Origin of the sequence: Shinella sp. G-2 (genome assembly GCF_050172695.1) — a bacterium.
In the GTDB taxonomy this organism is placed as follows: domain Bacteria; phylum Pseudomonadota; class Alphaproteobacteria; order Rhizobiales; family Rhizobiaceae; genus Shinella.
In genome coordinates, this window is record NZ_JBBEYH010000005.1 from 256332 (window position 1) to 282125 (window position 25794).

Here is a 25794-nt window from a genome sequence, read left to right on the forward strand (position 1 = left end):
CGAAGCGGGACAGGCCTGCCCGCGGTTGCATTGGATTGTACTTAACAGATATCAAAGCAGCACAACTGTTTTGCTCAACAACAAAAATTCCGTTCAATTTTACCGTGTCAAAGGGTCAGGGCCTTGAGGTCCGTTTCCGGATTCTCGAGTGCCGCGCGCTCGGGCGTGCGGCCCATCTCGATCAGCTTCTTGCCGACCACATAGGCCTTGGCGTCGTTGACGGCATCCACCGCGATCAGCCGGCCCTGCCGGAAATACCAGACGGAAACGGCGCCCTCGCGCTGGCCGGCGCGCACGAACGTATCGTCGAAGCCCATGCAGAAGCCGGCGATCTGCAGCTTCACATCGTACTGGTCGGACCAGAACCAGGGTTTCGGCTCATAGGGCGCATCGCCTCCGGCAATGACGGCCGCAGCCGCCTCCGCCTGGTCGACGGCGTTCTGCACGGATTCGAGCCGCACGCGGCCGCCCTCGAAGGGCAGCACCGCGCAGTCGCCCATGGCGAAGATCGCCGGATCCGACGTGCGGGCATGGGCGTCGACGACGATGCCGTTCGCAACCTCCAGCCCCGCATCGCGGGCCAGCCGGTCGTTGGCGGCGACGCCGATGCCGGCGATGACGATGTCGACCGGCAGCACGAAGCCATCGCTCAGTTCGGCGCCGGTGACGCGGCCGTTCTCCCCGAGGAGACGCACGAGGCCGGTCTTTTCGCGCACATCGACGCCGCGCGCCGTGTGGATGGCCTTCAGGATCGTCGCCGTCGCCGGGGATGCGACGCGGGCGAGAATGCGGTCGGCCATTTCGATGACCGTGACATGGAGGCCCCTGCCCCGCGCGACTGCCGCCGCTTCGAGGCCGATATAGCCGCCGCCGACGACCAGCGCCCGGCGCCCTTCCTGCATTTCGAGGCCGAGGCGGTCTGCGTCGCGGTAGTCGCGAACGGTGAAGACGCCGTCGAGGTCGCCGCCGATCTCGGCCGGCAGGCGGCGGGGCGTCGCACCGGTGGCAAGCGCGAGGAATTCATAGTCGAGGCGGTCGCCGTCGCTGAGCGTCACGGTCCTGGCGGCGCGGTCGATGGCCGTCACTTCCGTCGACAGGCGGATATCGACATCGTTATCGGGATACCAGGTTTCCGGGCGGAACATCAGGCGGGAGAGGTCCGCCTCGCCGAGCAGGTACTTCTTGGAGAGCGGCGGACGCTGGTAGGGATGGCTCGCCTCCGCGGCGACGATGGTGATCGGCCGCGTGTCCTTCAGCGCACGCAGCTTGGCAACGAGGGCGAAGGCGGCCTGACCGCCGCCCGCAACAACCAGTCTTCCCGTCACGATGATCCGTCCCGTCCTGTTTTCTCAAGTGGTAGCGCGCGGCGGCGCGGGGCGTCAACGCGCCGCCGCGCCGCCGGATTTTTCGTTTGCGTCAGACCTTGGCCGGAATTTCCAGCCCCTTCCGGGCGGCCGGGCGGGCAAGGCAGCGCTCCAGCCACGCCATGACGGCGGGGAAGCCGGCATAATCCAGCGCCTCGCGGCCGCCATAGAAAATGTCGGCGCCGCGGATCCAGGGATAGGTCGTGATATCGGCGATGGTGTGCTCGTCGCCCATGATCCACGTTCGGTCCTTCAGGCGCTCTTCCAGGATCGAGAGGAGGCGCTTGGCCTCGTCGCGGTAACGCTCCACGGGATAGGAATTGTTGGCGACCTTGTCGGCGGCGAATTTGTGGAAATGGCCGAACTGGCCGAACATCGGACCGACGCCGCTCATCTGGAACATCACCCAGGCAAGCGTCTCGTAGCGTCCGGCCGCATCGGCCGGGATCAGCTTGCCGGTCTTTTCCGCGAGATAGACGAGGATCGCGCCGGATTCGAAGAGACCGATCGGCTTGCCGTCCGGGCCGTTCGGATCGATGATCGCGGGAATGCGGCCATTCGGGTTGAGCGAGATGAATTCGGGGGACTTCACGCCGTCAGGGCCGAATTCGATACGATGCGCCTCATAGGGCAGGCCCAGTTCTTCCAGTGCGATGGAAACCTTCACGCCGTTCGGCGTCGGCAGCGAATAGAGTTGGATGATATCGGGATTCTTGGCTGGCCACTTCTTCGTGATGGGGAAGGACGACAGGTCGGACATGGGGACTCCTTGCGGGTGGGAGTTCATAGATAGGACAGGTCGCCGGGCGATGTCAGGGTGGCGCGGCGGGAATTTTTCCCGCGGGTGGCCACGCTCCGCATCCGGCGCCGCCGGGACTTTCTCCCCGCAAGCGGGGAGAAAGGGCAGCCTCTAGAGGACCGCGCGCACCCGCTCGACGATCTCGGCCACGACGGGATTGCCCTCGTGCTCCGGCTTGCGCGCCCGCACGAGGCAGGCTTCCGATTTCAGGATGACGCCGTCCGACAGGATCTTCAGGTGATTGGCGACCAGCGTCGAGCCCGTCGAGGTGATGTCGACGATGATGTCGGCCGACCCCGAGGCCGGGGCGCCTTCCGTGGCGCCGAGGCTTTCGACGATGCGGTAGAGCTGGATGCCGTGATTGCCGGAGAAGAACTGCTGGGTCAGGCGCCAGTATTTCGTGGCGATGGTGAGCCGGCGGCCGTGGCGGGCGCGGAAATCGGCGGCGACGTCGCCGAGATCGGCCATGGTGTCGACGTCGAGCCAGATTTCCGGCACGGCGACGACGACATCGGCATGGCCGAAGCCGAGGCGGGCGCAGAATTCGACGCGGGCATCGGCCTCCGCCAGGCCTTCGCGCACGAGGTCTTCGCCCGTCACGCCGAAATCGACGGTGCCGGCGGCGATCTCGCGGGAGATTTCCGAGGCGGAAAGGAAGGCGATCTCGATATCGTCGCGCCCTTCGACGCGGCCGCGATAGGAGCGGTCATTGCCGACGGCAGTGACGGCAAAGCCGGCGCGGGCGAGCACGGCGGAGCTGTCTTCCTTCATGCGGCCCTTGGAGGGAAGCCCGATGGTGACGGTCATGCGGCGGCTCCCTTCACGCTGGCGATGCGGTCGAGCCAGAGCGAGAAGCCGACGGCCGGAATGCGTTCCTGCGCGCCGAGCAGCGTCAGCAGCCGGTCGAACCGGCCGCCGCCGGCCAGCACCAGCGCATTGTCTCGGGGCGCGATCTCGAAGACGAGGCCGGTGTAATAATCGAGCGGGCGGCCGAAGGCGGCGCGATAGACGATGGCCGCGGGATCGACGCCGGCGGCGCGCAGCGCATCGACGCGGCTCTCGAAGCGCGCCAGCGCCGGGCCGAGCGAGAGGCCGGCCTTCTCCGCGAAGGCGGCCAGCGCCCGCGGCGCATCGGCAAGGCTGAGTTCGAGCGCGAGGAATTCCTTGAGCAGCGCGAGCGTGCGGCCGTCGAGGCGCGTATTGGCAAGCTCCATCTTCTCGCGCAGGCGGCGGGCGATATCGGCCGGGCTGCGGCTGGCATTGGTGGAATAGCCGGTCGCTTCCATGGTCGCGTCGATATGGGCGATGAGCTTGCCCTCGTCCTCCAGCGTGCCGAGGATGGCGAGGCGGTCGACCTCCGGGCCGAAGACGCCGGATGGCGCCGGATCGGACAGATCGGCCATCAGCTTCTGGAGCTGCGCCTGGTTGCCGAAGGCATGAACGAGCCGCTTCTGCCAGCCGGCCGGCAGGCCGCAGGCGGCGACGACCGCCTCGAAGACCGACTGGTCGCCCAGCATGATGGACAGATCGACGCCCGGCAGGCGGTTTTTGAGGACGCTCAGCGCGTCGCGGACGGCGCGCGCATCGGCGCGGGCGACGTCGGGCTCGCCAAGGTCCTCGATGCCGGCCTGGTAGAACTCGTTCGAGCCCTCGCGGCGCTGGCGGAAGACCTCGCCGAGATAGGCATAGCGCTTCGGCGTGCCGGTCGCGGTCTCGATGTGGCGCAGGCAGACCGGAATGGTGAATTCGGGGCGCAGGCACAGGCTCTTGCCCGTCTCGCTCTCCGTCATGAAGATGCGCCGGCGCAGGTCCTCGCCCGCCATATCGAGGAACGGCTCGGCCGGCTGGATGACCGGCGTGTCGACGCGCTCCGTGCCAAGGCTTTCGAGATCGGCGATCAGGTCGGGCGCGAAGGCCGGAAGGTTGACGAGCGGCATGGGACGTTATCCCTGCCGCGCCCGGTCTTCGGCCTGCGCGTCGAGAATCTCGCGGACCCTGGCGACCAGCTCGCTCTCCGGCACGGAGACCTGGGCCACCCGCGCCTCGCGCCAGGAGGTGTTGTCCTCGATCTCGCCGGAAAGGCGCTTGCCCTCGATGAGGTCCTTGACCTGCACGAGGCCCTCGGCGCGTTCGTCGCCGCCCTGGATGATGGCGACCGGCGCATTGCGGCGGTCGGCATATTTGAGCTGGTTGCCGAACTTCTTCCAGTTGCCCTGGTACATCTCGGCGCGGATGCCCGCGGCGCGCAGCTCCTGCGTGAAACGCTGGTAGCGGCCCATGCTGTCCATGTCGCCGTCCATGACCGTGACGAGCACGGGCGCGACGACATCGGCGTGGCCGAGCTTGCCGAGGTTCTTCAGCGCCGTCAGCAGGCGCGAGACGCCGATGGAAAAGCCCGTGGCCGGCACCGGCTGGCCCATGAAGCGCGAGACGAGACCGTCATAGCGACCGCCGCCACCGACCGAACCGAAGACGACCTTCTCGCCCTTCTCGTTGGTGACGGCGAACTGCAGCTCGGCCTCGAAGACCGGGCCGGTGTAATATTCGAGACCGCGCACGACGGACGGGTCGATCTTGATGCGATCCGCGCCGTAGCCGGCGGAGGTGACGAGGTGACCGATCTGGTTCAGTTCCTCGACGCCTTCGCTGCCGCGCGCGCTGCCTTCGACCAGTTTCGCAAGGTCGGCGGCGCTCGCCGCATAGTCCTTGATGCCGACGAAGAAGAGCACCTTCTCGATCTGTGCGTCATCGAGGCCCGCGCCCTTGGTGAAGTCACCGGATTCGTCCTTGCGGCCGGAACCGAGCAGCAGCCTGACGCCCTCGGGACCGAACTTGTCGAGCTTGTCGATGGCGCGCAGCACGGTCAGGCGCGCGCCCGCCTTGTCGTCGCCGAGGCCGATCGCCTCCATCACACCGTCGAGAACCTTGCGGTTGTTGACGCGGATGACGTAGTCGCCGCGCTGGATGCCGAGTGCTTCCATCGTGTCGGCGAACATCATGCACATCTCGGCATCCGCCTGCACGCCGGCCGCGCCGACCGTATCGGCGTCGAACTGCATGAACTGGCGGAAGCGGCCCGGGCCAGGCTTCTCGTTGCGGAAGACGTAGCCGGCGCGATAGGTGCGGTAGGGCAGCTGGATCTCGTTGAAATTCTCCGCGACATGGCGGGCGAGCGGCGCCGTCAGGTCGTAGCGAAGGCTCATCCACTGCTCGTCCTCGTCCTGCAGCGAGAAGACGCCCTCGTTCGGACGGTCGCTGTCGGGCAGGAACTTGCCGAGCGCGTCGGTATATTCCAGAAGCGGGGTTTCCACGGGGTCGAAGCCGTAGCGTTCGTAGACCTCGCGGATCTTCGCCGTCATCTCGTTCACGGCGCGGAGGTCCGCGGCGTCACGGTCGACGAAGCCGCGCGGCAGGCGGGCTCTCAGCTTCTGCGGTTTTTTCTGCTTGTCGCTCATCGGGATACCCGAAATCCGTATTTCCGTTGCGGTTTCCCTAGCGGATTGAGAAAGCAGCGGCAAGGGCGCAGGCGCCCATCACGGCCGGCGCGACAGCGTATCCCAACTGTGCACGATGACGGCGGAGGCGACGGGCGCCTGCGCCTCGGGGATGAGGATGGAATGCGTGTCGCCGCGGATGACGCCGCGCATCTCCGACTGGAAGGAGAGCCGCTTCATCTGCACATGGCCTGTCGGGATCGAGGTCACCGAAAGCGCCGGGCCGCCATAGATCTCGATGCTGGCGACCTCGCGGGCATAAAGGCTCGCCACCAGCGCCTGGTCTTCCAGACAGGCGCGGTAATGGCCCGTCAGGTAGCCGCGGATGCTCATGCCGATGACGGCGCGCATCTCGGGGCTCTCGCGATATTCCTGCTGCGAGCCGCCGAGATAGCGGATGTCGCGCCCCTCCCAGAGATTGCGGCTTTCCCGCGAGGCGAGGATGGAGGCGAGAAGCCGCCGTTCGGTCTGGGCGTCGGCGCGGCGCAGGAAATCCACGATGGCGCCGGTTGCCCTGAGGTCGGGCACGGCGACGCCGCGCTCCCAGCGCGAGACGGTGGTGGCTGCGAAGCCGAGCTTCCAGGCGATGTCGTCCTGCGTCAGCCCCATCTTCTGGCGATAGGCGCGCAACTGGTCGACGAGATCATGGCCGGTCGTGAAGACGAAGTCGGGCAAATTCAACCCATGCAAGTGACGAAAGATAAGTCCGCGCCCAAAGGTCGAGTAAACGACCAGTCCATCCGCTTCCGGCGGCTTTCGATGTCGGCTACCCTTGAGGCTAGGTAAACGTGCATCCCCACCGTTTGGCAAGCCGCCAGCGAGCCGCGAATGGATGTTTTCCGAGGCGACGCCCAGAGGGTCCCGTGCCCTCCGTCGTCGGCCGCGTCTTCCAGGGCCGCGGCAGCATCATCGCGGACCGACCGAATGGCATTGAAATCGACGACCACAGCCCTGCGTCTTGCCTCCGTCGCCGACCTCATCGGCATCGAACCCGCGGCGCTTGAAAGTGCCTTCGTCTGCGAGGAATGGAGCGCGGAGCTTTCGACCGGCCTCGTCTGGCTCGGCCCCGAAACGGCGGCGCTGCACGGAGCGGCCGGCGCGCGCTGCGGCATCATGGACCTCATCCAGGTCTATGATCCCGGCGACTGGCAGAAGGTGCTGCTGGCGCTGGAGGAAGCCGCGACGATCGCCACCACCTTTTCCTTCGTCACCGCCATTCGCCCGGGGCCGGGCCTCTACCGGCCCGTCTTCTGCTTCGGCCGTTCCGAGACCATCGACGGCACCGGCGGCGTCATCCAGGGCACCTTCGCGGTCGCCCGCCTCTGTCTCGAAACGGCGGCGGCCAAACACGATAGGTTGAACTGACCCTTTTCTTTTGCGAGGCGAGCGCCTATCTCCTTCGGCAATGAGACAGGTCTTCTTCATCCTCGCCATTCTGGGCGCCTTGTTTTCCGGATGGGTTCCGGCGGTCGCGGCGACGCTGAGCGCCGGGCAGTCGGCCGGCATGCATGCGATGCACCAGACGACGAAGGAAGATGGCGGCAGCGAACACGGCAAGTCGAAACCGGCCGCCCATCCGCTCGCCTGTTCCGCCTGTTTCGCCATCGAGGCGCACCGGCCCGAACCGCGCGGCCGCACGCTCGACATTTCCAGCCGCCTGTCCGCCGCCGTACCGCGGCTTGCCGGCCTTGCGCTTATCCCGCTGGATCCCCCTCCCCGGTCCTGAACCACGCTTGACTGACATCCGGGCGCCCGCGCCCGACAATCAACCGTATCAAGAACTGGACATCATCATGAACGTCAAAAACGTGTTTCTCGGCGCGGCCCTTACGCTCGCCCCGATCCTGCTCGCCACCACCCTGCCCGCCTTCGCCCAGGAGGCCGACCATTCCGCCCATCAGGGCATGACCATGGCCGAACCGGCAGGCGACCAGAGCCCTTCCACCAAGGCCTTCATCGACGCCAACACGAAAATGCACGCCGCCATGGAAATCGACTTCACCGGCAATGCCGACGTGGATTTCGTGCGCGGCATGATCGCCCACCATCAGGGGGCCATCGACATGGCGAAGGTGGAGCTTGAACATGGCAAGGATCCTGCGATCCGCAAGCTCGCCGAAGAGGTCATCAGCGCCCAGACGGGCGAGATCAAGATGATGGAAGAGTGGCTGGCGAAAAACGCCAAGTAACCGAAGCCGAACGCTCCAGGAAGGCCCGCCGCAAGGTGGGCCTTTTTCGTCGGCGCCATTGAAGAGGATGCGCCGTGCGGCATGGATCCCCGGGTCCAGACCGAGGGGACGGGAGGGAATGCCGTCTGCTCATCAAACGGCGCCGTTTCCGGCGAGGCCGCGTTCCCCGCGGCCTTTCATCTTCGTCATCCCGGGCTCGACCCGGGGATCCATGTTCCACGATGCAAGGGCCGAGCAAGGGGGACCGAGCAAGGGAATCGGGCAGGGTCAACGGGCCGTGCCCGCGCCAACCTTCGATCCGCGGCGCGCCTATTCGCCCGCCGGACGGCCAGCGGCCGAGGCTTCGACCAGCGAAGCCGCGATGACGCGGGCCATCATGAGGCTCGTTTCGCGGATTTCCGTGTTGCTGCCGTTGCGCGCGGACCGGATCAGGCGGAAACCTTCCCGCAGCATGATCTCCTGGGCCTTGTCGCAAGCCCAGTGTTCCAGGCGTGATTCATCGATTGCAGATAGGTTTGGCGCCATGATTCCCCCATGCCAAATCATTCAGCACAAAGCGGCACCCCCGACAGCGCATGCGCATGTCGACCCCAGAACTCTTGATGTATGAATTTGCCGCTCAACCTTAAGCTACATGATTCGTTTTAAAATCAAATAGCTATTTGCCAGAACAAACCCCGATTTATGGCCGGTCGAGCTGATTTCTTCTGGTTTCGACTTCGGCGCGGCAGAAACAACCTTCCACATGATCGTTGACGAGGCCCATGGCCTGCATGAAGGCGTAGACGGTGGTGGGGCCGACGAAGGTCCAGCCGCGCTTCTTCAGGTCCTTCGACAGGCGCACCGAGGTCGGCGTGGTGGGATTGGCGACGATGGTCTCCCAGTCCACCCGCGCCGGGCGCTCCTCCGGCTTCGGCTCGAAGCTCCAGAAGTAGCGGGCGAGCGTGCCGAACTCGTCGCGCAGCGCCTGCGCCCGGCGGGCATTGTTGATGGTCGAGACGATCTTGCCGCGGTGGCGCACAATGCCCGTATCGGCCAGGCACCGGGCGATATCCTCGTCGCCGAAGGTCGCGACCCGGTCGAAATCGAAACCGGCGAAGGCGGCGCGGAAGGCCTCGCGCTTGCGCAGGATGGTGAGCCAGGAGAGGCCCGACTGGAAGCCTTCGAGGCAGATCTTCTCGAAAAGGCGGTGATCGCCCGTGACGGGACGGCCCCATTCCTCGTCGTGGTAGCGGCGATAGTCGTCCAGCCCGCCATGCCAGGCGCAGCGCATCCGTCCGTCTTCCCCCACGTGCAGCCCGCGTTCCGTCATCACCGTCTCCGTTTCCTGTTTGTTCCGCTTTACCACTCGTCAACCACATTTGGAAAGCGGGCAATAACCCTACTCAAAGCTTTATCGGCATCGTGCATGTTTAATGAACGGCCGTTTACCATTCGCTTCATCCATGGGTGCAAGCATTTCCCCCGAACCGGCGCCGTATCTCCCAGGCGGCGCAGTCCGGCGACGATCAGTAGCGAGTACGTCCGATGTTGATACGCACCATTCTTGCAGCGGCCATCCTGGCCACCACGACCACCGCCCATGCCGGCGACCGCTATGGCAGCCGGCCGCCCATCATCGTCAGCCCCGACCTGACCGCGCCATGGCTGATGCAGCTGACCGGCGAAGGCGTGCAGCCCGCCGTCACCACGCGCCGCATCATCCAGCGCCAGCAGGTGCAGCAGCGCCGCGTCATCCGCCGCGAGGGCACCGCCCGTGTCGAGCAGGTGGCGGTGACGAGCCGCGTGCAGAACCCGATCCGCTCCAAGCTCGATCCGATGTTCCTGCCGCAGATCGTTTCCTACGAGAGCCAGTACAAGGCCGGCACCATCGTCATCGATACCAACAACCGCTTCCTCTACCTCGTGCTCGGCGACGGCAAGGCGCGGCGCTATGGCGTCGGCGTCGGCAAGCCGGGCTTCGAATGGGCGGGCGCGCACAAGATCACCCGCAAGGCCGAATGGCCCGGCTGGACACCGCCCAAGGAGATGATCGAACGCGAGGCCGCCAAGGGCCATTACCTGCCGGCCTATATGGACGGCGGACCGGAAAACCCGCTCGGCTCGCGCGCCATGTATCTCGGCTCGACGCTCTACCGCATCCACGGCACGAACGCGCCCTGGACGATCGGCTATGCGGTCTCCTCCGGCTGCATCCGCATGCGCAACGAGGACGTCGTCGACCTCTACGAGCGGGTGAATGTCGGCACCAAGGTCATCGTGATCTGACGCCTCCGGCCCTTTTGCGGCCCGAAAGACGCCACCGACCCGAAGAAATCCGCCCTCACGCGCGTCTTACAGCGCGTGAGCCGGCTTGAAATCGGTCGAGACTCGGCTAGCCTCGCAAAATTGAGGATTGAGAGGGACTATATCATGCGGAAATACGCATCGATCCTGCTGGCGGCGGCCTTTGCCGTTCCGGCGATCATGCCGGCCACGTCGGCGAACGCCTTTCCCGGCGCCCTGAAGGGCGGCCAGGTCGAGACCGTCTCGAACGTGACGCTCGTCGCCCAGCCCCAGAGCAAGAAGCAGGTCGCGCAGAAGTTCAAGCGCACCAAGGTGCGCTTCGTCACCGACCAGGCACCCGGCACCGTCATCGTCGATACCAACAACAAGTTCCTCTACTATGTGGAAGGCAACAACAAGGCGACGCGCTATGGCATCGGCGTCGGCCGCGAAGGCTTCGGCTGGTCGGGCGTGGTGAAGGTCGGCCGCAAGGCGGAATGGCCGAGCTGGACGCCGCCGGCCGAAATGCGCCGCCGCGAGGCCAAGAAGGGCCGAATCCTGCCCGCCGTACAGCCCGGCGGCGAGGACAATCCGCTCGGTGCGCGCGCGCTCTATCTCTTCAAGGGCGGCCGCGACACGATCTTCCGCATCCACGGCACGAACCAGCCCTGGACGATCGGCCTGAACATGTCGTCCGGCTGCATCCGCATGATGAACAAGGACGTGGAGCACCTCTACGCCCGCGCCGACATCGGCACCAAGGTCATCGTGGTCGGCCCCGGCAACAAGCAGGGCGCCGTCAGCTACAACGATCGCGGCGTCGATTTCTTCGGCACGCTCTTCGGCTTCGGCGGCTGATCCGCCCTGCCATCGCCTTTCGGGATGCCGGCCTTGCGCCGGCATCTTCGTTTCAGCCGACGGAGCAGGACACTTTCCCGCTGCGCTCCACCCCCTCGCCTTCGCCGCGGTGCACGATCATCCTGTAGTCGCCGTCATAGGTCGTCTCGTCCTCGCCCATCACCGTCTTCACGATGATATCGACCGAGGCGAACGGCAGGTCGCCTTCGGTTTCGGCATGCAGCAGCAGGCGCAGCTCGCCGTCATAGAGCCAGTCGTGGCCGAGATGCGCGGGCGTCAGCGTCACGCGCTCCAGCCCCTTCGGCGCAAGATCCGCCGGCAGAACGAATTCCCCCCGGAAATTGAGGAAACCGCCGCCGAGGCTGTAGCTGAAGCCGCCCTCCGCATCGAGCGTGAGGTTCGCGTCCTTGACTGCGCAGCTGAAGCCGCCGGTGGCGAAGGCGGGCGAGGCAAGGGTGACAAGGGCGGCGAGGGAAAGCAGGACGCGGCGCATGGCGATCTCCGAAAGCGTGGAATGCCGCTCCTCTAGCGCGCTCGCACGGGGCGCGGCTGTTCCGCACGTGACATGAGATCAGGAAAGCACGGCCGGCTTGTCTCCGCCATAGGCCCAGTCGAGCAGTTCCACCGTGTGCAGGATCGGGATTTGAGTGCCGGTCGCGATCTGCGTGATGCAGCCGATATTGCCCGTCGCAATGAGGTCGGGCTTCGTCGCCTCGATGTTCTTGACCTTGCGCGCCTTCAGCTTGCCGGAAATTTCCGGCTGCAGGATGTTGTAGGTGCCGGCCGAGCCGCAGCACAGATGCCCTTCCGCCGGATCGCGCACCACGAAACCCGCTGCCTTCAGCAGCGTCTTGGGGGCCATGGTGATCTTCTGGCCGTGCTGCATGGAACAGGCCGAGTGATAGGCGACCGTCAGGCCCTTCGCCTCCTGCTGCGGCAGGTCGAGGGTCGCAAGGTATTCCGTGATGTCCTTGGCAAGCGCGGAGACACGCGCGGCCTTTTCCGCATAGGCGGGATCGAGGCGCAGCATGAAGCCGTAATCCTTGATCGTCGTGCCGCAACCGGACGCGGTGATGACGATGGCGTCGAGCCCGCCCGTCTCGATCTCGGCGAGCCAGACGTCGACATTACGCCGCGCGGCCTCCAGCGCCTGGGCCTCGCGGCCCATATGATGCACGAGCGAGCCGCAGCAGACTTCGCCGGCGGGCGCCACGACCTCGACGCCGAGCCGCGTCAGGAGGCGGATCGTCGCCTCGTTGATGCCGGGCTTCAGCACCGGCTGGGCGCAGCCGGAAAGGATCGCCACCCGTCCCCGCCGCGGGCCGGCGGCCGGATGCGTTCCGGGCTGCGCGCTTGCCGAAGCCCTGGGCAGGCTGCGCGGCGCAAGATCCAGCATGGCGGCGAAGGATTCGAGCGGCTTGAAGCGCCTGAAGAGCCCGGCAAAGGGCCGGCCGAGCGCGGCGGCCTTCAGCGCCAGACGGAAGCGGCCCGGATGGGGCAGCACCGTGGCGAGGATGGCCCGGGTCAGCCGGTTCCAGAAGGGGCGCTTGTAGGTGGCCTCGATATGCATGCGGGCATGGTCGACCAGATGCATGTAGTCGACGCCGGAGGGACAGGTGGTGGTGCAGGAGAGGCAGGAGAGGCACCGGTCGATATGCGTGACCACCTCGGCATCCGCCGGCCGGCCGTTCTCCAGCATGTCCTTGATGAGATAGATGCGGCCGCGCGGGCTGTCGAGCTCGTTACCGAGCGTCACATAGGTCGGACAGGTGGCCGTGCAAAAGCCGCAATGCACGCATTTGCGCAGGATCTTTTCGGAGGTCGCGACATGCGGATCGGCGAGCTGTTCGGCGGTGAAGTTGGTCTGCATCAGCGGGCGTCCTTCTCGTTGAAGGGCGCGGTTGCGGCACCCTCCGCTGCCCTGCCGGGCATCTCCCCCTCACGGGGAGAGAGCGCATGGAGAAATGTCACGCCCCCGTCCAACGGTGCCGTTTGAGTGCCGTTTTTGCTCCTTGCCGATCTCCCCCCTTGCAGGGGATATGCCCGGCAGGGCAGAGGGGGCTGAGCCATAGACTCCGTCATCATCATTCTCATTCCATCATCCGCGACACGAACAATCCCTCCGGATCGAAACTCGCCTTCACCCGCGCCTGCAGCGCGGCGACGGGCTCCGTCTGCGGCTGGAAGGCCTGCGTTGCCGCCAGCATTTCCGGCCGGGCGCGCAGAAGGGTCGCGTGCCCGCCGCCGACGGCCTTGAGGTAGCGGCGCAGCAAGGCGGCTTCGGGGTCCGCCTCCATGCGCAGCCAGACGAGCCCGCCCTGCCAGTCGTAGAAGGCGTCGACGCCGGCTTCGAGGCGGAGCGCGGCGACGAGCTGCTGGCCGGCGACGGGGGCCGTGGAGACGCGCCAGAGCGGGCGTGGCGTGCCATCGGCATAGGGCGCGCCGTCGCGGATCTCGCGCCACAGGCGCCGCGTCCCCTCGGCTTCGAGACGCGAGACGGCGCCGAAGCGGGCCATGGCGGCGGCGAGTTTTTCGGCACGCACGGCAACGGAGGCGGCAAGGCCTTCGAGGCGCAGCACGGTCGCCGCGCCCTCCGGCAGGACGCCGCCGGCAAACCGGCCGCGCACGCTTTCCGGCAGATGCGCGGCACCGGAAACCTCGACCGTCAGCGACATCGCAGTCGCCATGGCGGCGGCGGCTTCCGCGTCGTTGAGGTCGGATATGACGATGGTGACGGAGGTTTCCGGCACCGGCAGCAGGCGGAAGGTGACTTCGGTCAGAAACGCCAGCGCACCGTGCGAGCCGGCGAGCAGCTTGACGAGATCGAGGCCGGTGACGTTCTTCATCACCCGCCCGCCGGCCTTGACGATCTCGCCCTTGCCGTTGACGAAGCGCACGCCGAGCAGGCTGTCGCGCGCCGCGCCCGCCACGAAGCGGCGCGGGCCGGAGGCATTGCTGGCGAAGACGCCGCCGATGGTGGGAATGCCCGACGTGCCGAGCACGCCGCGCAGGTCGTTCGGCTCGAAGGCGAGCATCTGGCGCTTTTCGGCGAGCGCCGCCTCGATCACGTCGAGCGGCGTGCCGGCGCGGGCCGTCATGGTCATTTCGGCGGGATTGTAGGCGACGATGCCGTTGAGGCCGCGCGCCGAGAGCACGTCCACGCCGTCGGGCGCGGCATGGAGGCTGCGCGTGCCGCCGCCGCGCACGACGAATTTCGACCTGGTGAGGGCGGCGACCTGAATGAGACGCACGGCGCCGTCTTCGGAGAGCGGTTCGTGGATCGGCGTCATGCGGCGGGACGCCCTTCGAGCGGGAAGACTTTCGACGGATTGAGCAGCCATTGCGGATCGAAGGCGGCGCGCACGGCCATCTGCTGGGCGAGGTCCACCTCGGCATATTGATGGCGCATCAGGTCGCGCTTCTCGATGCCGACGCCGTGTTCGCCGGTCAGGCATCCGCCGGCATCGACACAGAGCTTCAGGATATCGTTGCCGGCCGCTTCCGCCCGCGCGGCGTCCTCCGGGTCGTTGGCGTCGAAGAGGATGAGCGGATGCATGTTGCCGTCGCCGGCATGGAAGACATTGGCGACGCGCAGGCCGTATTTCGCGACGATCTCCGCCGTGCCGCGCAGCACGTGCGAAAGCTGGCCGAGCGGCACCGTGCCGTCCATGCAGATATAGTCGGCGATGCGGCCGGTGGCGCCGAAAGCGGATTTGCGGCCCTTCCAGATCAGCGCCGCCTCCGTGGCCGACTGGCTTTCCTTGACGACCTTGACGCCATGGCGGCGGGCGATCTCGATGATGCTTGACAGCATCGCCTCCATCTCGGCTTCCGAGCCCTCGACCTCGACGATCAGCAGCGCCTCGACATCCATGGGATAGCCGGCATGGGCGAAGGCCTCGCAGATCTCGATGGCCGGCTTGTCCATGAATTCGATGGCGACGGGGATGATGCCGGCGCCGATGACGTCGGCGACGCAGGCCCCCGCCTCTTCCGAACTGTCGAAGCCGAAGAGCACCGGGCGCGCGCCCTCGGGCTTGGCGATGAGGCGCACGGTCGCCTCCGTGACGATGCCGAGCTGGCCCTCGCCGCCGCAGACGACGCCGAGCAGGTCGAGGCCGCCGGCATCGAGCGCCTTGCCGCCGAGCTCGACGATCGTGCCGTCGATCAGCACCAGTTTGACGCCGAGCAGGTTGTTGGTCGTCACGCCGTATTTCAGGCAATGCGCGCCGCCGGAATTCATGCCGATATTGCCGCCGATGGTGCAGGCGAGCTGCGAGCTCGGGTCCGGCGCGTAGAAATAGCCGTCTGCCGAAACGGCGTCGGAAATCGCAAGATTGGTGACGCCGGCCTGCACCGTGGCCGCACGATTGGCGTAATCCACCTCGAGGATGCGCGCCATCTTGGAGAGGCCGATGACGACCGCGTCCTCCTGCGGGATGGCCCCGCCAGAGAGCGAGGTGCCCGCCCCGCGCGGCACGACCGGCACGCCGTAGCGGTGGCAGTATTTCAGGACGGCCGCCACCTGCTGCGTCGTTTCGGGCAGGGCGACGGCGAGCGGCAGGCGGCGATAGGCGACGAAGGCGTCGGTCTCGAAGGGCACGAGCGCGCGCGGCTCGTGCACCAGACAGCCCTCCGGCAGGAGGTCGATGAGATCGGCGACGATTTCCCGGCGGCGGGCGAGAACCGCCGGTCGCGGGGCCAGAAACCCGATCTGATCCATGTCTCACTCTCCACTCTAAACTGGTCTTTTTTCTTTACCACTCAGGCTGACCGGGTGCAAATGCTAAGCATTTCCCCGGCCCCGGCAACAGGGAAAGACCGCCTGCCGACAAAAAGGGTGACAGCAGGAACATGCAATTGACCGCCCCGGATGCGAATGCGACAGTCGCGGAATCGGAAGACGGCGTAAGGGGAGACCCGCCTTCCGGCATGCATTGAAAGGGAGGACCACCATGCGCAAATCGTTCACCGCCATCTCGGCCCTGTTGCTTCTGGCGGGCGCCGCCTTCGCGGAAGATCTGCCGAACCTCAATCCCGGTGTGACGACGTCCGAGCTTCTGGCGACCGCGCCGGTGCACTGGGTTTCCGTCGACCAGATCGCGGCGACGCTCGAAGGACAGCCCGCCATGGCCGTGGGCTTCGACGTGGACGACACGGTGCTGTTCTCCAGCCCCTGCTTCTATTACGGCAAGATGAAATACTCGCCGACCTCGGAAGACTACCTGAAGATGGATGCCTTCTGGACGGATATCCACACCAACAATTGCGACCAGTATTCGGTGCCGAAGGAGGTCGCGCGCAAGCTGATCGACCTGCATGCGGCGCGCGGCGACGAGATCTTCTTCATCACCGGCCGCACGCGCGGCACCGGCGGCGAGACGCTGACCGCCGCCATCCAGAAGGCCTTCAACATCCAGAAGATGAACGACGTCGTCTTCACCGCCTCCTCTGAAAACAAGGTGGAATTCCTCAAGGAGCACAAGCTGAAGATCTATTACGGCGATGCGGACAGCGACATGAAGGCGGCGATCGCGGCCGGCATCCGTCCCATCCGCGTCATGCGTGCGCAGAACTCGACCTACAAGCCGGAGCCCAAGAACGGCAAGTTCGGCGAAGAAGTCATCGTCGATTCGACCAATTGAGACGGTTTAAGGAAGCGACGCGTGACAAATCTCGGCGATCTTGAAATCTTTTCCCGCGTCATTTCCATGGGCAGCATGTCGGCGGCGGGCCGGGCTCTCGGGCTTTCGCCCGCTGTCGTCTCCAAGCGGGTGAAACGGCTGGAGGAGCGCCTCGGCACCCGCCTCTTCCAGCGCACGACGCGCCAGATCTCGCTGACCGAGGCGGGACAGGGCTTCTACGAGCGCATCGTCGGCATCCTCTCCGGCATCGAGGAGGCGGAAGCCTTCGTTTCCGGCCGGTCCGGGGCGGTGCGCGGCACGCTGCGCATTTCCGCGCCGACCTCCTTCGGCCGCATGCATATCGCGCCCCACCTCAAGGGCTTCATGGACCTTTATCCCGACCTCATCGTCAATCTCGTCCTCACCGACGATTTTTCCGATATCGTCGGCGGCGGCTTCGACCTTGCCATCCGCATCGGGGAGCTTTCGGACTCCTCCCTCGTCGCCCGCCGGCTCGCCTCGGTGCGCCGCGTGCTCTGCGCCTCGCCGGCCTATATCGCCCGCCGGGGCATGCCGACCTCGCTGGAGGACCTTGCCGAGCATGTCTGCCTGCCGCCGCACACGCAGGACGTCTGGCGACTGGAAGGACCGGATGGCAGCGTGACCTATCGTCCGCATGGCCCGCTCTATACCAATTCCAGCGAAGTGGTGCGCGAAGCGGTGTTTTCCGGCATGGGCATCGCGCTGCGCTCCACCTGGGATGTCGGTCCGGCCGTCAAGAGCGGCGAGCTCGTCCAGGTGCTGCCGGACTATGAGGGATCGCGCAACGTGGTGCTTTCGGCGGTCTATCCGAGCCGGCAGTTCCTGCCGGTCAAGGTGCGCCTGTTCATCGACTATCTCGCCGAACTCTACGGCTCCCTGCCCTATTGGGAGCGCTGAGGCGGCCCATCCGTTTGCAAATCCCCGAGGAGGATGACGCATGATCGGTAGAATGACGCTTGCCGCGGCCCTCATCGCATTCGCCGCGACCCCCACGCTGGCCGGATCGCTCGATCCGCTGCTGAAAGGCTTCGACGACGGCTGCGACTATACCGAGGCGCTCGGCGGCCTGCTCCAGTCGAGCTATGCCTTCGCCCGCAAGGAGGGCAAGGTCGAGCTGCCCTCGGGCTACAAGGCGCTCTTCGGCGAGGTCACGGTCACGCCCATCGAGGACTATCTGGAGATCACCATTCCGGTGAAGAACAGCACCTGGCGCGGCGTGCCGGTCAGACAGATCAACGCCTATATCACGCCGCTCGAAAGCGGCCTCAGCTCGCATGTCATCGTCTTCCCGAAGGACGCCGAGAAGGCCGCGGAAGCGGCCTTTAGGGAACGCGGCATCGCCTCCCAGAAGAAGGTCAAGGCGAAGGACGACGGCGGCTTCGGCTGGGGGACCGGCTATTCCATCGACAAGGATGGCGCGCCGTCCTACATGTGCGACCTGTCGACCTGATCAGTGCCGGTCTTCTTCCGCGTGGCGATTGCGGATCGCGCGGACGAGCAGCCACATGCCGAGAATGACGAAGGGCACGGCGACGCCGGTCAGCGTCTCCGGCTTCACCGGCAGGCCGAGGCCGTGCGCGGCCTTGGCCATGTAACCGAACAACCCGACGACATAATAGGAAATCGCCGCCACCGAAAGGCCTTCGACGGTCTGCTGCAGGCGGAGCTGCAGCTTGGCGCGCCGGTCCATGGAATTGAGCAGCGTCGAGTTGAGCTGTTCCAGCTCCACGTCGATCCAGCTTCGCAGCAGCGCCGTGGCGCGGGCGAGCTTGCGCGACAGGTTCGCCTGGCGCTCTTCCACCGACTGGCAGGTGCGCATGGCGGGCGCAAGACGGCGCTCCAGGAAGAAGCCGAGCGTTTCGTAGCCGGGCACCGCCGTTTCCGCCAGCGTGCGGATACGCTCCTGCACGATGCCGTAATAGGCGCGGCTGGCGCCGAAGCGATAGAGGCTGACGGCGGCGTTCGCCTCCAGCTCGGCGGCAAGGCGGGTGATCTCGGTCAGCAGTTCGTCAGCCTTGTCGCGGGCATGCTGCTTCATGCAGTTGGTGATGCCCGTCAGCCCGTCCTCGATGCGCCGGATATCCGGCGAGAGCGACTGGGCGAGCGGCAGGCCCATCATGGCGAGCGTGCGGTAGGTCTCGATGTCGAGCAGGCGCTGGACGAGCGCGCCGCGCCCGGCCTCCGTCATGCCGCGGTCGATGACGAGGATCTGCGTCAGCCCGTCGCCGTTCTGGCGGAAGTCGGTGAGGATGACGCCCTGGCCGTTCTTGATCTCGCTGTAACAGAGGCTCGTCGGATCGAAGGTGGAGATGGCCTCGCGCGTCTCCGGCGAATCCGGCCGGATTTCGAGGCGGATACCCGAGATCAGCGTGCCGGGCGGCGAAAAGCTGTCGCCGAAGGGATGGACGGGCACGTCGGCGCCGAACGCCTCCGGCGCGGGCGCATCCCAGAAATAGGTCGAGAATTCGGTATGCCGCTCCCAGCGCAGCGTGCCCTGCCCCCAGCTCAGCGCGTGGTGGCTGGAATCGCGTCCCGGCGGCGAGATGCCGCGCGAGCGCGACAGTTCCGCCATGACGGCGTGATCGACCGCCGAACCGCCCTCGGTGAGGAACGCCAGCTGGAAGATGACGCGCGGCGATGGAACCAGCGCATACGGTCTTGCGTGAATTTCCCCGAGCGCCTGCGCGCGGGCGGTCGCCTGCGGAAAGGCGAAGCTGCCTTTAGCCATGTCCTGCACCTTCCCCTCATGTGCAACAGCATAGTCTTAACAAATGTCAGGCCCGCGCAGATGGGACGCATTGACGCAGGCCAGCGCGCAAGAAGTGGACAAGATTGTTGACCAGTTTCCGCCCGCATTGGTAGTGTTCACCCGTGACCGACGCCGCCTTCGACCTTTTTGCCCGCATCAGCCATAGCCGGACCTCCGACGAGGTCGTGCGGCAGATCGAGCTTTTGCTGCTGGAAGGCGTGCTGCGCGACGGCGACCGCCTGCCCGGCGAGCGGGAATTGTCCAAACGGCTCGACGTGTCCCGCCCGATCCTGCGCGAGGCGCTGAAGGAACTGGAGAACCGGGGTCTCCTCGTCAGCCAGCATGGCGACGGCACCTATGTCGCCGATATCATCGGCCAGGTCTTCTCCCGCCCCGTCGTCGACCTCATCGCCCGCCATCAGCGCGCGACGGAGGATTACATCGAATATCGCCGGGAGCTGGAGGGCATCACGGCGGAACTCGCCGCGCGCCGGGCGACGGACTACGACCGGCAGATGCTGACGCGAATCATGGAGGCGATGCGCGCGGCCCATGACGGCGGCTCCTTCGAGGCCGAACTCGAGACCGATGTCGAACTGCACAATGCCATCGGCGAGGCCGCGCACAATATCGTGCTGCTGCACACGCTGCGCGCCTGCTACCGGCTGCTGGCGCAGGGGATCTTCTTCCACCGCCACCTCGTGTTTTCCTCCGCCGAAGCGCGCGGGCACCTGCTTGCGCAGCACGAGGCGATCTATGCGGCGATCATGGCGGGCGACGGGACCGCGGCACGCCGGGCCGCCCAGGCCCATATGGATTACATCGCCGCGGCGATCCGCGACGCCGAACGAAGCGGCGAATGGCAGAGGATTTCGCAATTGCGCATGCAAAAGCGCAGCCTGCCCCCACAAGCCTGACTTGCGCCGCAAATTCCGCGCAAGCAAGATATGAGACAACCGACTCAGCAGGCATCTTGCGAAAGAGGGATGAAGAAGACCTTGAACATTCTCAACCGTATCGTCAGCGACGTGCACCTGATGTTCCGCCGGCCCGTGCGCGAACAGTACGGCGCGCTGTGCTACCGGTTGAAGAAGAAGCGCCCGGCCGTCGAAGTCCTCCTCATCACCAGCCGCGACACCGGCCGCTGGGTCATTCCCAAGGGCTGGCCGATGGACGGCAAGAGCGCGCCGGCCGCCGCCGCGCGCGAGGCCTGGGAAGAGGCCGGCGTGAAGGGCGCGATCGGCGAAGAGCCGATCGGCAGCTACCATTACATGAAGGGCCTGCCGCAGGGCCTGAAGGTGGATTGCCGGGTGCGCGTCTTCGCGCTCGCGGTCGATGACATCTGCAAGAATTTCCCGGAAAAGGGCGAGCGTCGCGCCGAGTGGGTAGATTGCGCCGAAGCCGCCACCCGCGTGCAGGAGCCGGGCCTGAAGACGCTGCTTCTGGCTTTCGAACAGAAAATGCTCGCCGAGATCGGCGCCGCCGCCAAAAACGGCACGCCGGACGCCTGATTGGACCGTTGTCATATTGCCGCCGCTGCGCTGAGGCGATAGTGCCTTTTGTCAAAGAGCCGCTGTCAAAACGTCCGGGCATCGCCACGGGCTTTTCCTCCGCCCGAACGAAGCCGACCACCGCCCATGCGTCCCGCAGCGGCGAGGATCGGCGAAGGCGAAAGCAAGGGCCCGGCGACCGTCTCTGGGGTGTTTTGACAGCGGCTTCCGAATGGAGCGGCATGAATGGCGAATTCTGAAGTCCGGCTGCGCAAGCCGACGCTGGACAAGGACCTGGAAAAACTGACCTTCACCGAGCAGGCGACGCATTTCGTGCTGCGCTCGTGGACGGGCGTCGGCATTTCGCTGGTCTTCCTGCTCATCGCCATGGCGGTCGCCAGCAGCTTCGCCACCGGCACGCAGGGCGCCGTGGTCGTCGCCGTCACCGCCGCGCTTGCCGCCTACATGGCCATGAACATCGGCGCCAACGACGTGACGAACAATGTCGGCGCGGCCGTCGGCGCGCGCGCCATGAGCATGGGCGTGGCGCTCGTCATCGCCGCCATCTTCGAGATCGCCGGCGCCCTGCTCGCAGGCCAGGGCGTCGCCGAGACGGTCGCCTCCGGCATCGTCGACCGGGCGATCTTCCCGAGCCCCGAGAGTTTCGCCTGGGCCATGATGGCGGCGCTCATTTCCGCCGCGCTCTGGATCAACATCGCCACGCTCGCCAATGCGCCGATCTCCACCACCCACGCCATCATCGGTGGCGTCATCGGCGCGGGGGCGGCGGCCAGCGGCTTCAACAGCGTGCAGTGGGACGCCATCGCGATCATCGTGGTGAGCTGGACCGTCTCGCCGATCCTCGGCGGCGTCATCGCCGCGGCCTTCCTCTATTTCATCAAGGAATTCATCATCTACCGCGACGACAAGATCGCGGCGGCAAAGACCTGGGTGCCGGTGCTCGTGTCGCTGATGGCCGGCGCCTTCGCCGCCTTCCTCGCCAATGGCGGCACGAACGGTTTCTACGATCTTTCCCTCGACAAGGCCCTCCTGCTCGGCCTCGGCGTCGGCCTCCTCACCTATGCCGTCACCCGGCCCATCGTGCGCCGCCATGCGGAAGGCCTCGACAGCCGCAACCAGTCGCTGCGCGCGCTCTTCCGCCTGCCGCTGATCGGTTCGGCGGCCCTGCTGTCCTTCGCGCACGGGGCCAATGACGTCTCGAACGCCGTCGGACCGCTCTATGGCGTGGTGACGGCGCTGCGCTCCGGCACCGCGGGCGATACGGCGACGATCCCGCTCTGGGTGATGATCATCGGCGCCTTCGGCATCTCGCTCGGCCTGCTGCTCTTCGGCCCGCGCCTCATCCGCATCGTCGGCAACGAGATCACCAAGCTCAACCCGATGCGCGCCTTTTGCGTGGCGCTGTCCTCGGCCGTCGCGGTGCTGACGGCCTCGGCCTTCGCCATTCCCGTCTCCTCCACCCATATCGCGGTCGGCGCGGTGTTCGGCGTCGGCCTCTTCCGCGAATGGTACACGCGCAATTCCCAGCGCCGCATCGACTATATCCGTAACCGCGGCAACCGCATCGCACCGGAGGAGCCGTCCGCCAATCCGGACGAGACGCGCCGGCGCTATCTGGTGCGCCGCTCGCATTTCATGACGATCGTCTCAGCCTGGATCGTGACGCTGCCCGTCTCGGCGCTACTGTCGGCCGCCGTCTTCCTCGCCCTCAACGCGCTCTTTACCTGAGAGACCCATCCATGCGTGCCAATTACCGGATGCAGCGCCTTTTCGTCGGCGACGCCCTTTCGGCGGGCGTTTCCTTCGAGGCGTCGAAGGACCATTTCCACTACCTCGCCAACGTGCTGCGCATGGAAGATGGCGAGGCCGTGCTGCTGTTCAACGGGCGCGACGGCGAGTGGCATGCGACGCTCTCCTTCCCGACGCGCAAGCGGCTCTTCCTGACGCCCGTCGCCGAGACCCGGCCGCAGCCGGCGCCCTCGGATCTGCACTATCTCTTCGCCCCGCTGAAGGTCGGCCGTCTCGACTATCTCGTGCAGAAGGCGGTGGAGATGGGCGCGGGCGTGCTGCAGCCCGTCATGACCCGGCACGTGCAGGGCAAGATCAGCAATCTCGACCGGCTGGAAGCCAATGCCATGGAGGCGGCCGAGCAGTGCGGCATCCTCGCCATCCCGCGCGTCGAGGCGCCGCGCAAGCTGGAGGACCTTCTGGCCGACTGGCCGCGCGAGCGTCGCATCATCTTCTGCGACGAGGGCCATGGCAGCCAGAACCCGCTGCCGGTGCTGCAGGGGATCAAGGAGCGCAAGCTGGCCCTGCTGGTCGGCCCCGAAGGCGGTTTTTCCGACGAGGAGCGCGCCCTCCTGCGCAGCCTCGACTTCGTGACGCCCATTCCGCTCGGGCCGCGCATCCTGCGCGCCGACACGGCGGCCGTCGCCGCATTGGCGGTCATCCAGGCCGCGATCGGGGATTGGGAATAATTTTCCGCCGGGAAGGTTGGGTTTTTTTGAATCTGCCTTGAAAGGAATTCGCTTGCACCGCATTTATTTCCGGTCCAAGCACCCTCCTACGCCCGGCCTTCCGCCAGGCGCCATCCGTTCAGAAGAAGACGCCCATGGCCCGTGATACCACCGACCAGACGCCGGTCCGCTCCGTTGCAGACATGGCGGACTATCTTGCCGACGGCAACAAGCCGAAGGAAAAGTTCCGCATCGGCACCGAGCATGAGAAATTCGTCTTCTTTACGGCGGACAACAGTCCCGTCCCCTATTTCGGCGAGGCGAGCATTTCCGCCCTGCTGAACGGCATGCAGGCCAAGACCGGCTGGGAGCCGATCATGGACGCCGGCAACATCATCGGCCTTGCCGAGCCCTCGGGCATGGGCGCCATCTCGCTGGAGCCGGGCGGCCAGTTCGAGCTGTCGGGCGCGCCGCTGGAAACGCTGCACCAGACCTGCAAGGAATCCAACCAGCACCTCGCCACGCTGCGCGAGATCGCCGAACCGCTCGGCATCCGCTTCCTCGGCATGGGCGGCAGCCCGAAATGGTCCTTCGCCGAAACGCCGCGCATGCCCAAGAGCCGCTACGACATCATGACCCGCTACATGCCGAAGGTCGGCACCAAGGGTCTCGACATGATGTACCGCACCTGCACCATCCAGGTGAACCTCGACTTCTCCTCGGAAGAGGACATGCGCCGCAAGATGCAGGTGTCGCTGAAGCTGCAGTCCATGGCGACCGCGCTCTTCGCCTCATCGCCCTTCACGGATGGCAAGCCGAACGGCCTTCTGTCCTGGCGCGGCGACATCTGGCGCGACACGGACAACAACCGCGCCGGCCTCATCCCCTTCGCCTTCAAGCCCGATTTCGGCTTTGCGGACTATGTGGAATGGGCGCTCGACGTGCCGATGTATTTCGTCGTGCGCGATGGCAAGTACCACGATTGCACGCACGTCACCTTCCGCCAGTTCATGAACGGCGCGCTGAAGGGCGAGATCGCCGACTGGGAGCCGAACATGGGCGACTGGACGAACCATCTGTCCACGCTCTTCCCCGACGTGCGCCTGAAGCGCTTCCTCGAAATGCGCGGCGCCGACGGCGGTCCGTGGCGGCGCATCTGCGCGCTGCCGGCCTTCTGGGTGGGCCTGCTCTATGACGACGGCGCGCTCGACGCGGCCGAGGCGCTGACGCGCGACTGGACGGTCGAGGAAGTCTCCACCCTTCGCGACGCCGTGCCGGCGCAGGGCCTCAAGGCCGACTTCCGCGGCAAGCCGCTGCTCGACGTCGCCCGCGAGGTCGTCTCGATCTCGCGCCAGGGCCTTGCCGCCCGCGCCCGCCTCAACGGCGACGGCGTCGACGAGACGATCTTCCTTGCCCCGCTCGACGAGGTTCTGGCCAAGAAGGCGACGCTCGCCGAGGACATGCTGGCGCTCTACAACGGCCGCTGGAACGGTTCCGTCGAGCCGGTCTTTGCCGAATACCAGTACTGAGCAGGCTTCAAGAAAGCAGTTTGCGCGGCTGAAATTCCCGTTATAGTGCAGGCACATGCAGTGCCTGCCAGGGGGAAGGGTTCGCGATGCTTTCGCTTTACGACATGATGATGCAGGCGCAGAACGGCAGTGCCGTGGACGCCATGGCGCGGCAGTTCGGCCTTGCACAGGAGCAGGCGGCAAAGGCCGTCGCCGCGTTGATGCCGGCCTTTTCCGAGGGCTTCAAGCGCAACGCCGCCAACCCCTATGACCTCGCCGCCTTCATGAAGGCGCTGACGACGGGCGACCACGCGAAATATTTCGAGGACATCTCCAAGGCCTTCACGCCGCAGGGCATGGCCGAAGGCAACGGCATTCTCGGCCATCTCTTCGGCAGCAAGGACGTCTCGCGCGCCATCGCCGCACAGGCGGCGCAGATGACCGGCATCGGCCAGGAAATCTACAAGCAGATGCTGCCCGTGATGGCGAGCACGCTGATGGGCGGCATCTTCAAGCAGTCGCTCGCCCCCTTCTTCCCGGGCGCGGCCGGCGCCGGGCAGAGCAATCCCTTCGCCGACATGATGCAGCAATGGGCCGAGGCGACGGGCCTTGCCAAGAAGCAGGAACCGTCCAACCCCTTTACCGACAACCCCTTCACACAGGCCGCGCAGGAGTTCTTCGGCACCAAGAAGGAAGCGCCCGCCAACCCCTTCACCGACAATCCCTTCGCCAAGGCCTTCCAGGACATGATGGCGGGCATGACCGGCCAGTCGCAAGCCAGCGAAAAGCCGAGCGCGCCCGAGGGATCGCCGGCCGACTCCCTGAAGACCCTCGTCAACACGATGTTCGATACGGGCCTGGAAATGCAGAAGGACTACCAGCGCAACATCGAATCGATCTTCGAGACGATGCGCGCCGGCGGCGAGAAGGCCTGA

27 protein-coding genes are annotated in these 25794 nt (G+C 66.1%); 14 read left to right on the forward strand and 13 right to left on the reverse strand.

The window, feature by feature from the left end:
- Window positions 1–107 precede the first annotated feature (107 nt).
- From V8U06_RS12060 to V8U06_RS12085, 6 genes are all read right to left on the reverse strand, one after another.
- A complete protein-coding gene (locus tag V8U06_RS12060) occupies window positions 108–1325 on the reverse strand; it encodes an NAD(P)/FAD-dependent oxidoreductase (protein ID WP_427140808.1) in 1218 nt (405 codons plus the stop codon).
- 91 nt (window positions 1326–1416) lie between these two features.
- Window positions 1417–2124, reverse strand: a complete 708-nt coding sequence (locus V8U06_RS12065) for a glutathione binding-like protein (protein ID WP_427140809.1) — start codon at window positions 2122–2124, stop codon at window positions 1417–1419.
- Window positions 2125–2274: 150 nt separating this feature from the next.
- Window positions 2275–2970, reverse strand: coding sequence for an ATP phosphoribosyltransferase (gene hisG / locus V8U06_RS12070; RefSeq protein ID WP_427140810.1), 696 nt, complete (start codon window positions 2968–2970; stop codon window positions 2275–2277).
- The gene (locus tag V8U06_RS12075; RefSeq protein WP_427140811.1) at window positions 2967–4100 is read right to left on the reverse strand and encodes an ATP phosphoribosyltransferase regulatory subunit; all 1134 of its coding nucleotides are present in this window, start codon (window positions 4098–4100) and stop codon (window positions 2967–2969) included. Before V8U06_RS12075 ends, hisG begins: the two co-directional genes overlap by 4 nt.
- 6 nt (window positions 4101–4106) lie before the next feature.
- Window positions 4107–5618: a histidine--tRNA ligase gene (hisS, locus tag V8U06_RS12080; protein ID WP_427140812.1), complete on the reverse strand. Its 1512-nt coding sequence runs from the start codon at window positions 5616–5618 to the stop codon at window positions 4107–4109.
- A 78-nt stretch (window positions 5619–5696) separates the two neighbouring features.
- Complete coding sequence (locus V8U06_RS12085; protein WP_427140813.1) at window positions 5697–6332, reverse strand: helix-turn-helix domain-containing protein; 636 nt, start codon at window positions 6330–6332, stop codon at window positions 5697–5699.
- 249 nt (window positions 6333–6581) lie between these two features.
- Here V8U06_RS12085 and V8U06_RS12090 point away from each other — a divergent pair, with 249 nt between their 5' ends.
- The 3 genes from V8U06_RS12090 (at window position 6582) to copM (ending at window position 7846) form a co-directional block, all read left to right on the forward strand.
- The gene (locus V8U06_RS12090; protein ID WP_427140814.1) at window positions 6582–7022 is read left to right on the forward strand and encodes a hypothetical protein; all 441 of its coding nucleotides are present in this window, start codon (window positions 6582–6584) and stop codon (window positions 7020–7022) included.
- Window positions 7023–7062: 40 nt separating this feature from the next.
- Window positions 7063–7383, forward strand: coding sequence for a hypothetical protein (locus V8U06_RS12095; protein WP_427140815.1), 321 nt, complete (start codon window positions 7063–7065; stop codon window positions 7381–7383).
- Window positions 7384–7450: 67 nt separating this feature from the next.
- The gene (gene copM, locus V8U06_RS12100) at window positions 7451–7846 is read left to right on the forward strand and encodes a CopM family metallochaperone (protein WP_427140816.1); all 396 of its coding nucleotides are present in this window, start codon (window positions 7451–7453) and stop codon (window positions 7844–7846) included.
- A gap of 309 nt (window positions 7847–8155) precedes the next feature.
- Here the strand turns inward: copM and V8U06_RS12105 are convergent, their stop codons facing one another.
- The gene (locus V8U06_RS12105) at window positions 8156–8299 is read right to left on the reverse strand and encodes a hypothetical protein (RefSeq protein WP_226920213.1); all 144 of its coding nucleotides are present in this window, start codon (window positions 8297–8299) and stop codon (window positions 8156–8158) included.
- A 229-nt stretch (window positions 8300–8528) separates the two neighbouring features.
- On the reverse strand, window positions 8529–9158 hold the full coding sequence (locus V8U06_RS12110) for a DNA-3-methyladenine glycosylase I (protein ID WP_427140817.1): 630 nt from the start codon (window positions 9156–9158) through the stop codon (window positions 8529–8531).
- 215 nt (window positions 9159–9373) lie between these two features.
- Between V8U06_RS12110 and V8U06_RS12115 the strand changes: the two genes are divergently transcribed.
- Window positions 9374–10114, forward strand: coding sequence for a L,D-transpeptidase (locus V8U06_RS12115; protein WP_427140818.1), 741 nt, complete (start codon window positions 9374–9376; stop codon window positions 10112–10114).
- A gap of 144 nt (window positions 10115–10258) precedes the next feature.
- Entirely contained in the window at window positions 10259–10969 is a 711-nt protein-coding gene (locus V8U06_RS12120) for a L,D-transpeptidase (protein ID WP_226920214.1), read from the forward strand.
- Window positions 10970–11021: 52 nt separating this feature from the next.
- On the opposite strand, the gene V8U06_RS12125 is transcribed toward V8U06_RS12120, so the two are convergent.
- The 4 genes from V8U06_RS12125 to V8U06_RS12140 all read right to left on the reverse strand — a co-directional run bounded on the left by V8U06_RS12125 (window position 11022) and on the right by V8U06_RS12140 (window position 15692).
- Window positions 11022–11462 (reverse strand): hypothetical protein, encoded by a 441-nt coding sequence (locus V8U06_RS12125; protein ID WP_427140819.1) that lies wholly within the window; start codon window positions 11460–11462, stop codon window positions 11022–11024.
- A gap of 78 nt (window positions 11463–11540) precedes the next feature.
- Entirely contained in the window at window positions 11541–12839 is a 1299-nt protein-coding gene (gene glcF / locus V8U06_RS12130) for a glycolate oxidase subunit GlcF (RefSeq protein ID WP_427140820.1), read from the reverse strand.
- Window positions 12840–13059: 220 nt separating this feature from the next.
- The gene (locus tag V8U06_RS12135) at window positions 13060–14259 is read right to left on the reverse strand and encodes an FAD-binding protein (protein WP_427140821.1); all 1200 of its coding nucleotides are present in this window, start codon (window positions 14257–14259) and stop codon (window positions 13060–13062) included.
- On the reverse strand, window positions 14256–15692 hold the full coding sequence (locus V8U06_RS12140; protein ID WP_226920218.1) for an FAD-linked oxidase C-terminal domain-containing protein: 1437 nt from the start codon (window positions 15690–15692) through the stop codon (window positions 14256–14258). Before V8U06_RS12140 ends, V8U06_RS12135 begins: the two co-directional genes overlap by 4 nt.
- A gap of 232 nt (window positions 15693–15924) precedes the next feature.
- Here V8U06_RS12140 and aphA point away from each other — a divergent pair, with 232 nt between their 5' ends.
- The 3 genes from aphA to V8U06_RS12155 are packed head-to-tail and all read left to right on the forward strand — an operon-like array spanning window position 15925 to window position 18085.
- On the forward strand, window positions 15925–16614 hold the full coding sequence (gene aphA, locus V8U06_RS12145) for an acid phosphatase AphA (RefSeq protein WP_226920219.1): 690 nt from the start codon (window positions 15925–15927) through the stop codon (window positions 16612–16614).
- Between the two features lie 21 nt (window positions 16615–16635).
- The gene (locus V8U06_RS12150) at window positions 16636–17532 is read left to right on the forward strand and encodes a LysR family transcriptional regulator (protein WP_427140822.1); all 897 of its coding nucleotides are present in this window, start codon (window positions 16636–16638) and stop codon (window positions 17530–17532) included.
- A gap of 40 nt (window positions 17533–17572) precedes the next feature.
- A complete protein-coding gene (locus V8U06_RS12155; RefSeq protein ID WP_427140823.1) occupies window positions 17573–18085 on the forward strand; it encodes a hypothetical protein in 513 nt (170 codons plus the stop codon).
- On the opposite strand, the gene V8U06_RS12160 is transcribed toward V8U06_RS12155, so the two are convergent.
- The gene (locus V8U06_RS12160; protein ID WP_226920222.1) at window positions 18086–19363 is read right to left on the reverse strand and encodes a DUF3422 family protein; all 1278 of its coding nucleotides are present in this window, start codon (window positions 19361–19363) and stop codon (window positions 18086–18088) included.
- 143 nt (window positions 19364–19506) lie between these two features.
- Between V8U06_RS12160 and V8U06_RS12165 the strand changes: the two genes are divergently transcribed.
- The 6 genes from V8U06_RS12165 (at window position 19507) to V8U06_RS12190 (ending at window position 25794) form a co-directional block, all read left to right on the forward strand.
- Complete coding sequence (locus V8U06_RS12165) at window positions 19507–20301, forward strand: FadR/GntR family transcriptional regulator (protein WP_427140824.1); 795 nt, start codon at window positions 19507–19509, stop codon at window positions 20299–20301.
- An 81-nt stretch (window positions 20302–20382) separates the two neighbouring features.
- Window positions 20383–20895 (forward strand): NUDIX hydrolase, encoded by a 513-nt coding sequence (locus V8U06_RS12170; RefSeq protein ID WP_427140857.1) that lies wholly within the window; start codon window positions 20383–20385, stop codon window positions 20893–20895.
- Between the two features lie 225 nt (window positions 20896–21120).
- Window positions 21121–22623, forward strand: a complete 1503-nt coding sequence (locus V8U06_RS12175) for an inorganic phosphate transporter (protein ID WP_427140825.1) — start codon at window positions 21121–21123, stop codon at window positions 22621–22623.
- Window positions 22624–22634: 11 nt separating this feature from the next.
- Window positions 22635–23372 (forward strand): 16S rRNA (uracil(1498)-N(3))-methyltransferase, encoded by a 738-nt coding sequence (locus tag V8U06_RS12180; RefSeq protein WP_427140826.1) that lies wholly within the window; start codon window positions 22635–22637, stop codon window positions 23370–23372.
- Window positions 23373–23506: 134 nt separating this feature from the next.
- Window positions 23507–24880, forward strand: coding sequence for a glutamate--cysteine ligase (locus V8U06_RS12185; protein ID WP_427140827.1), 1374 nt, complete (start codon window positions 23507–23509; stop codon window positions 24878–24880).
- Window positions 24881–24966: 86 nt separating this feature from the next.
- Entirely contained in the window at window positions 24967–25794 is an 828-nt protein-coding gene (locus V8U06_RS12190) for a DUF937 domain-containing protein (RefSeq protein WP_427140828.1), read from the forward strand.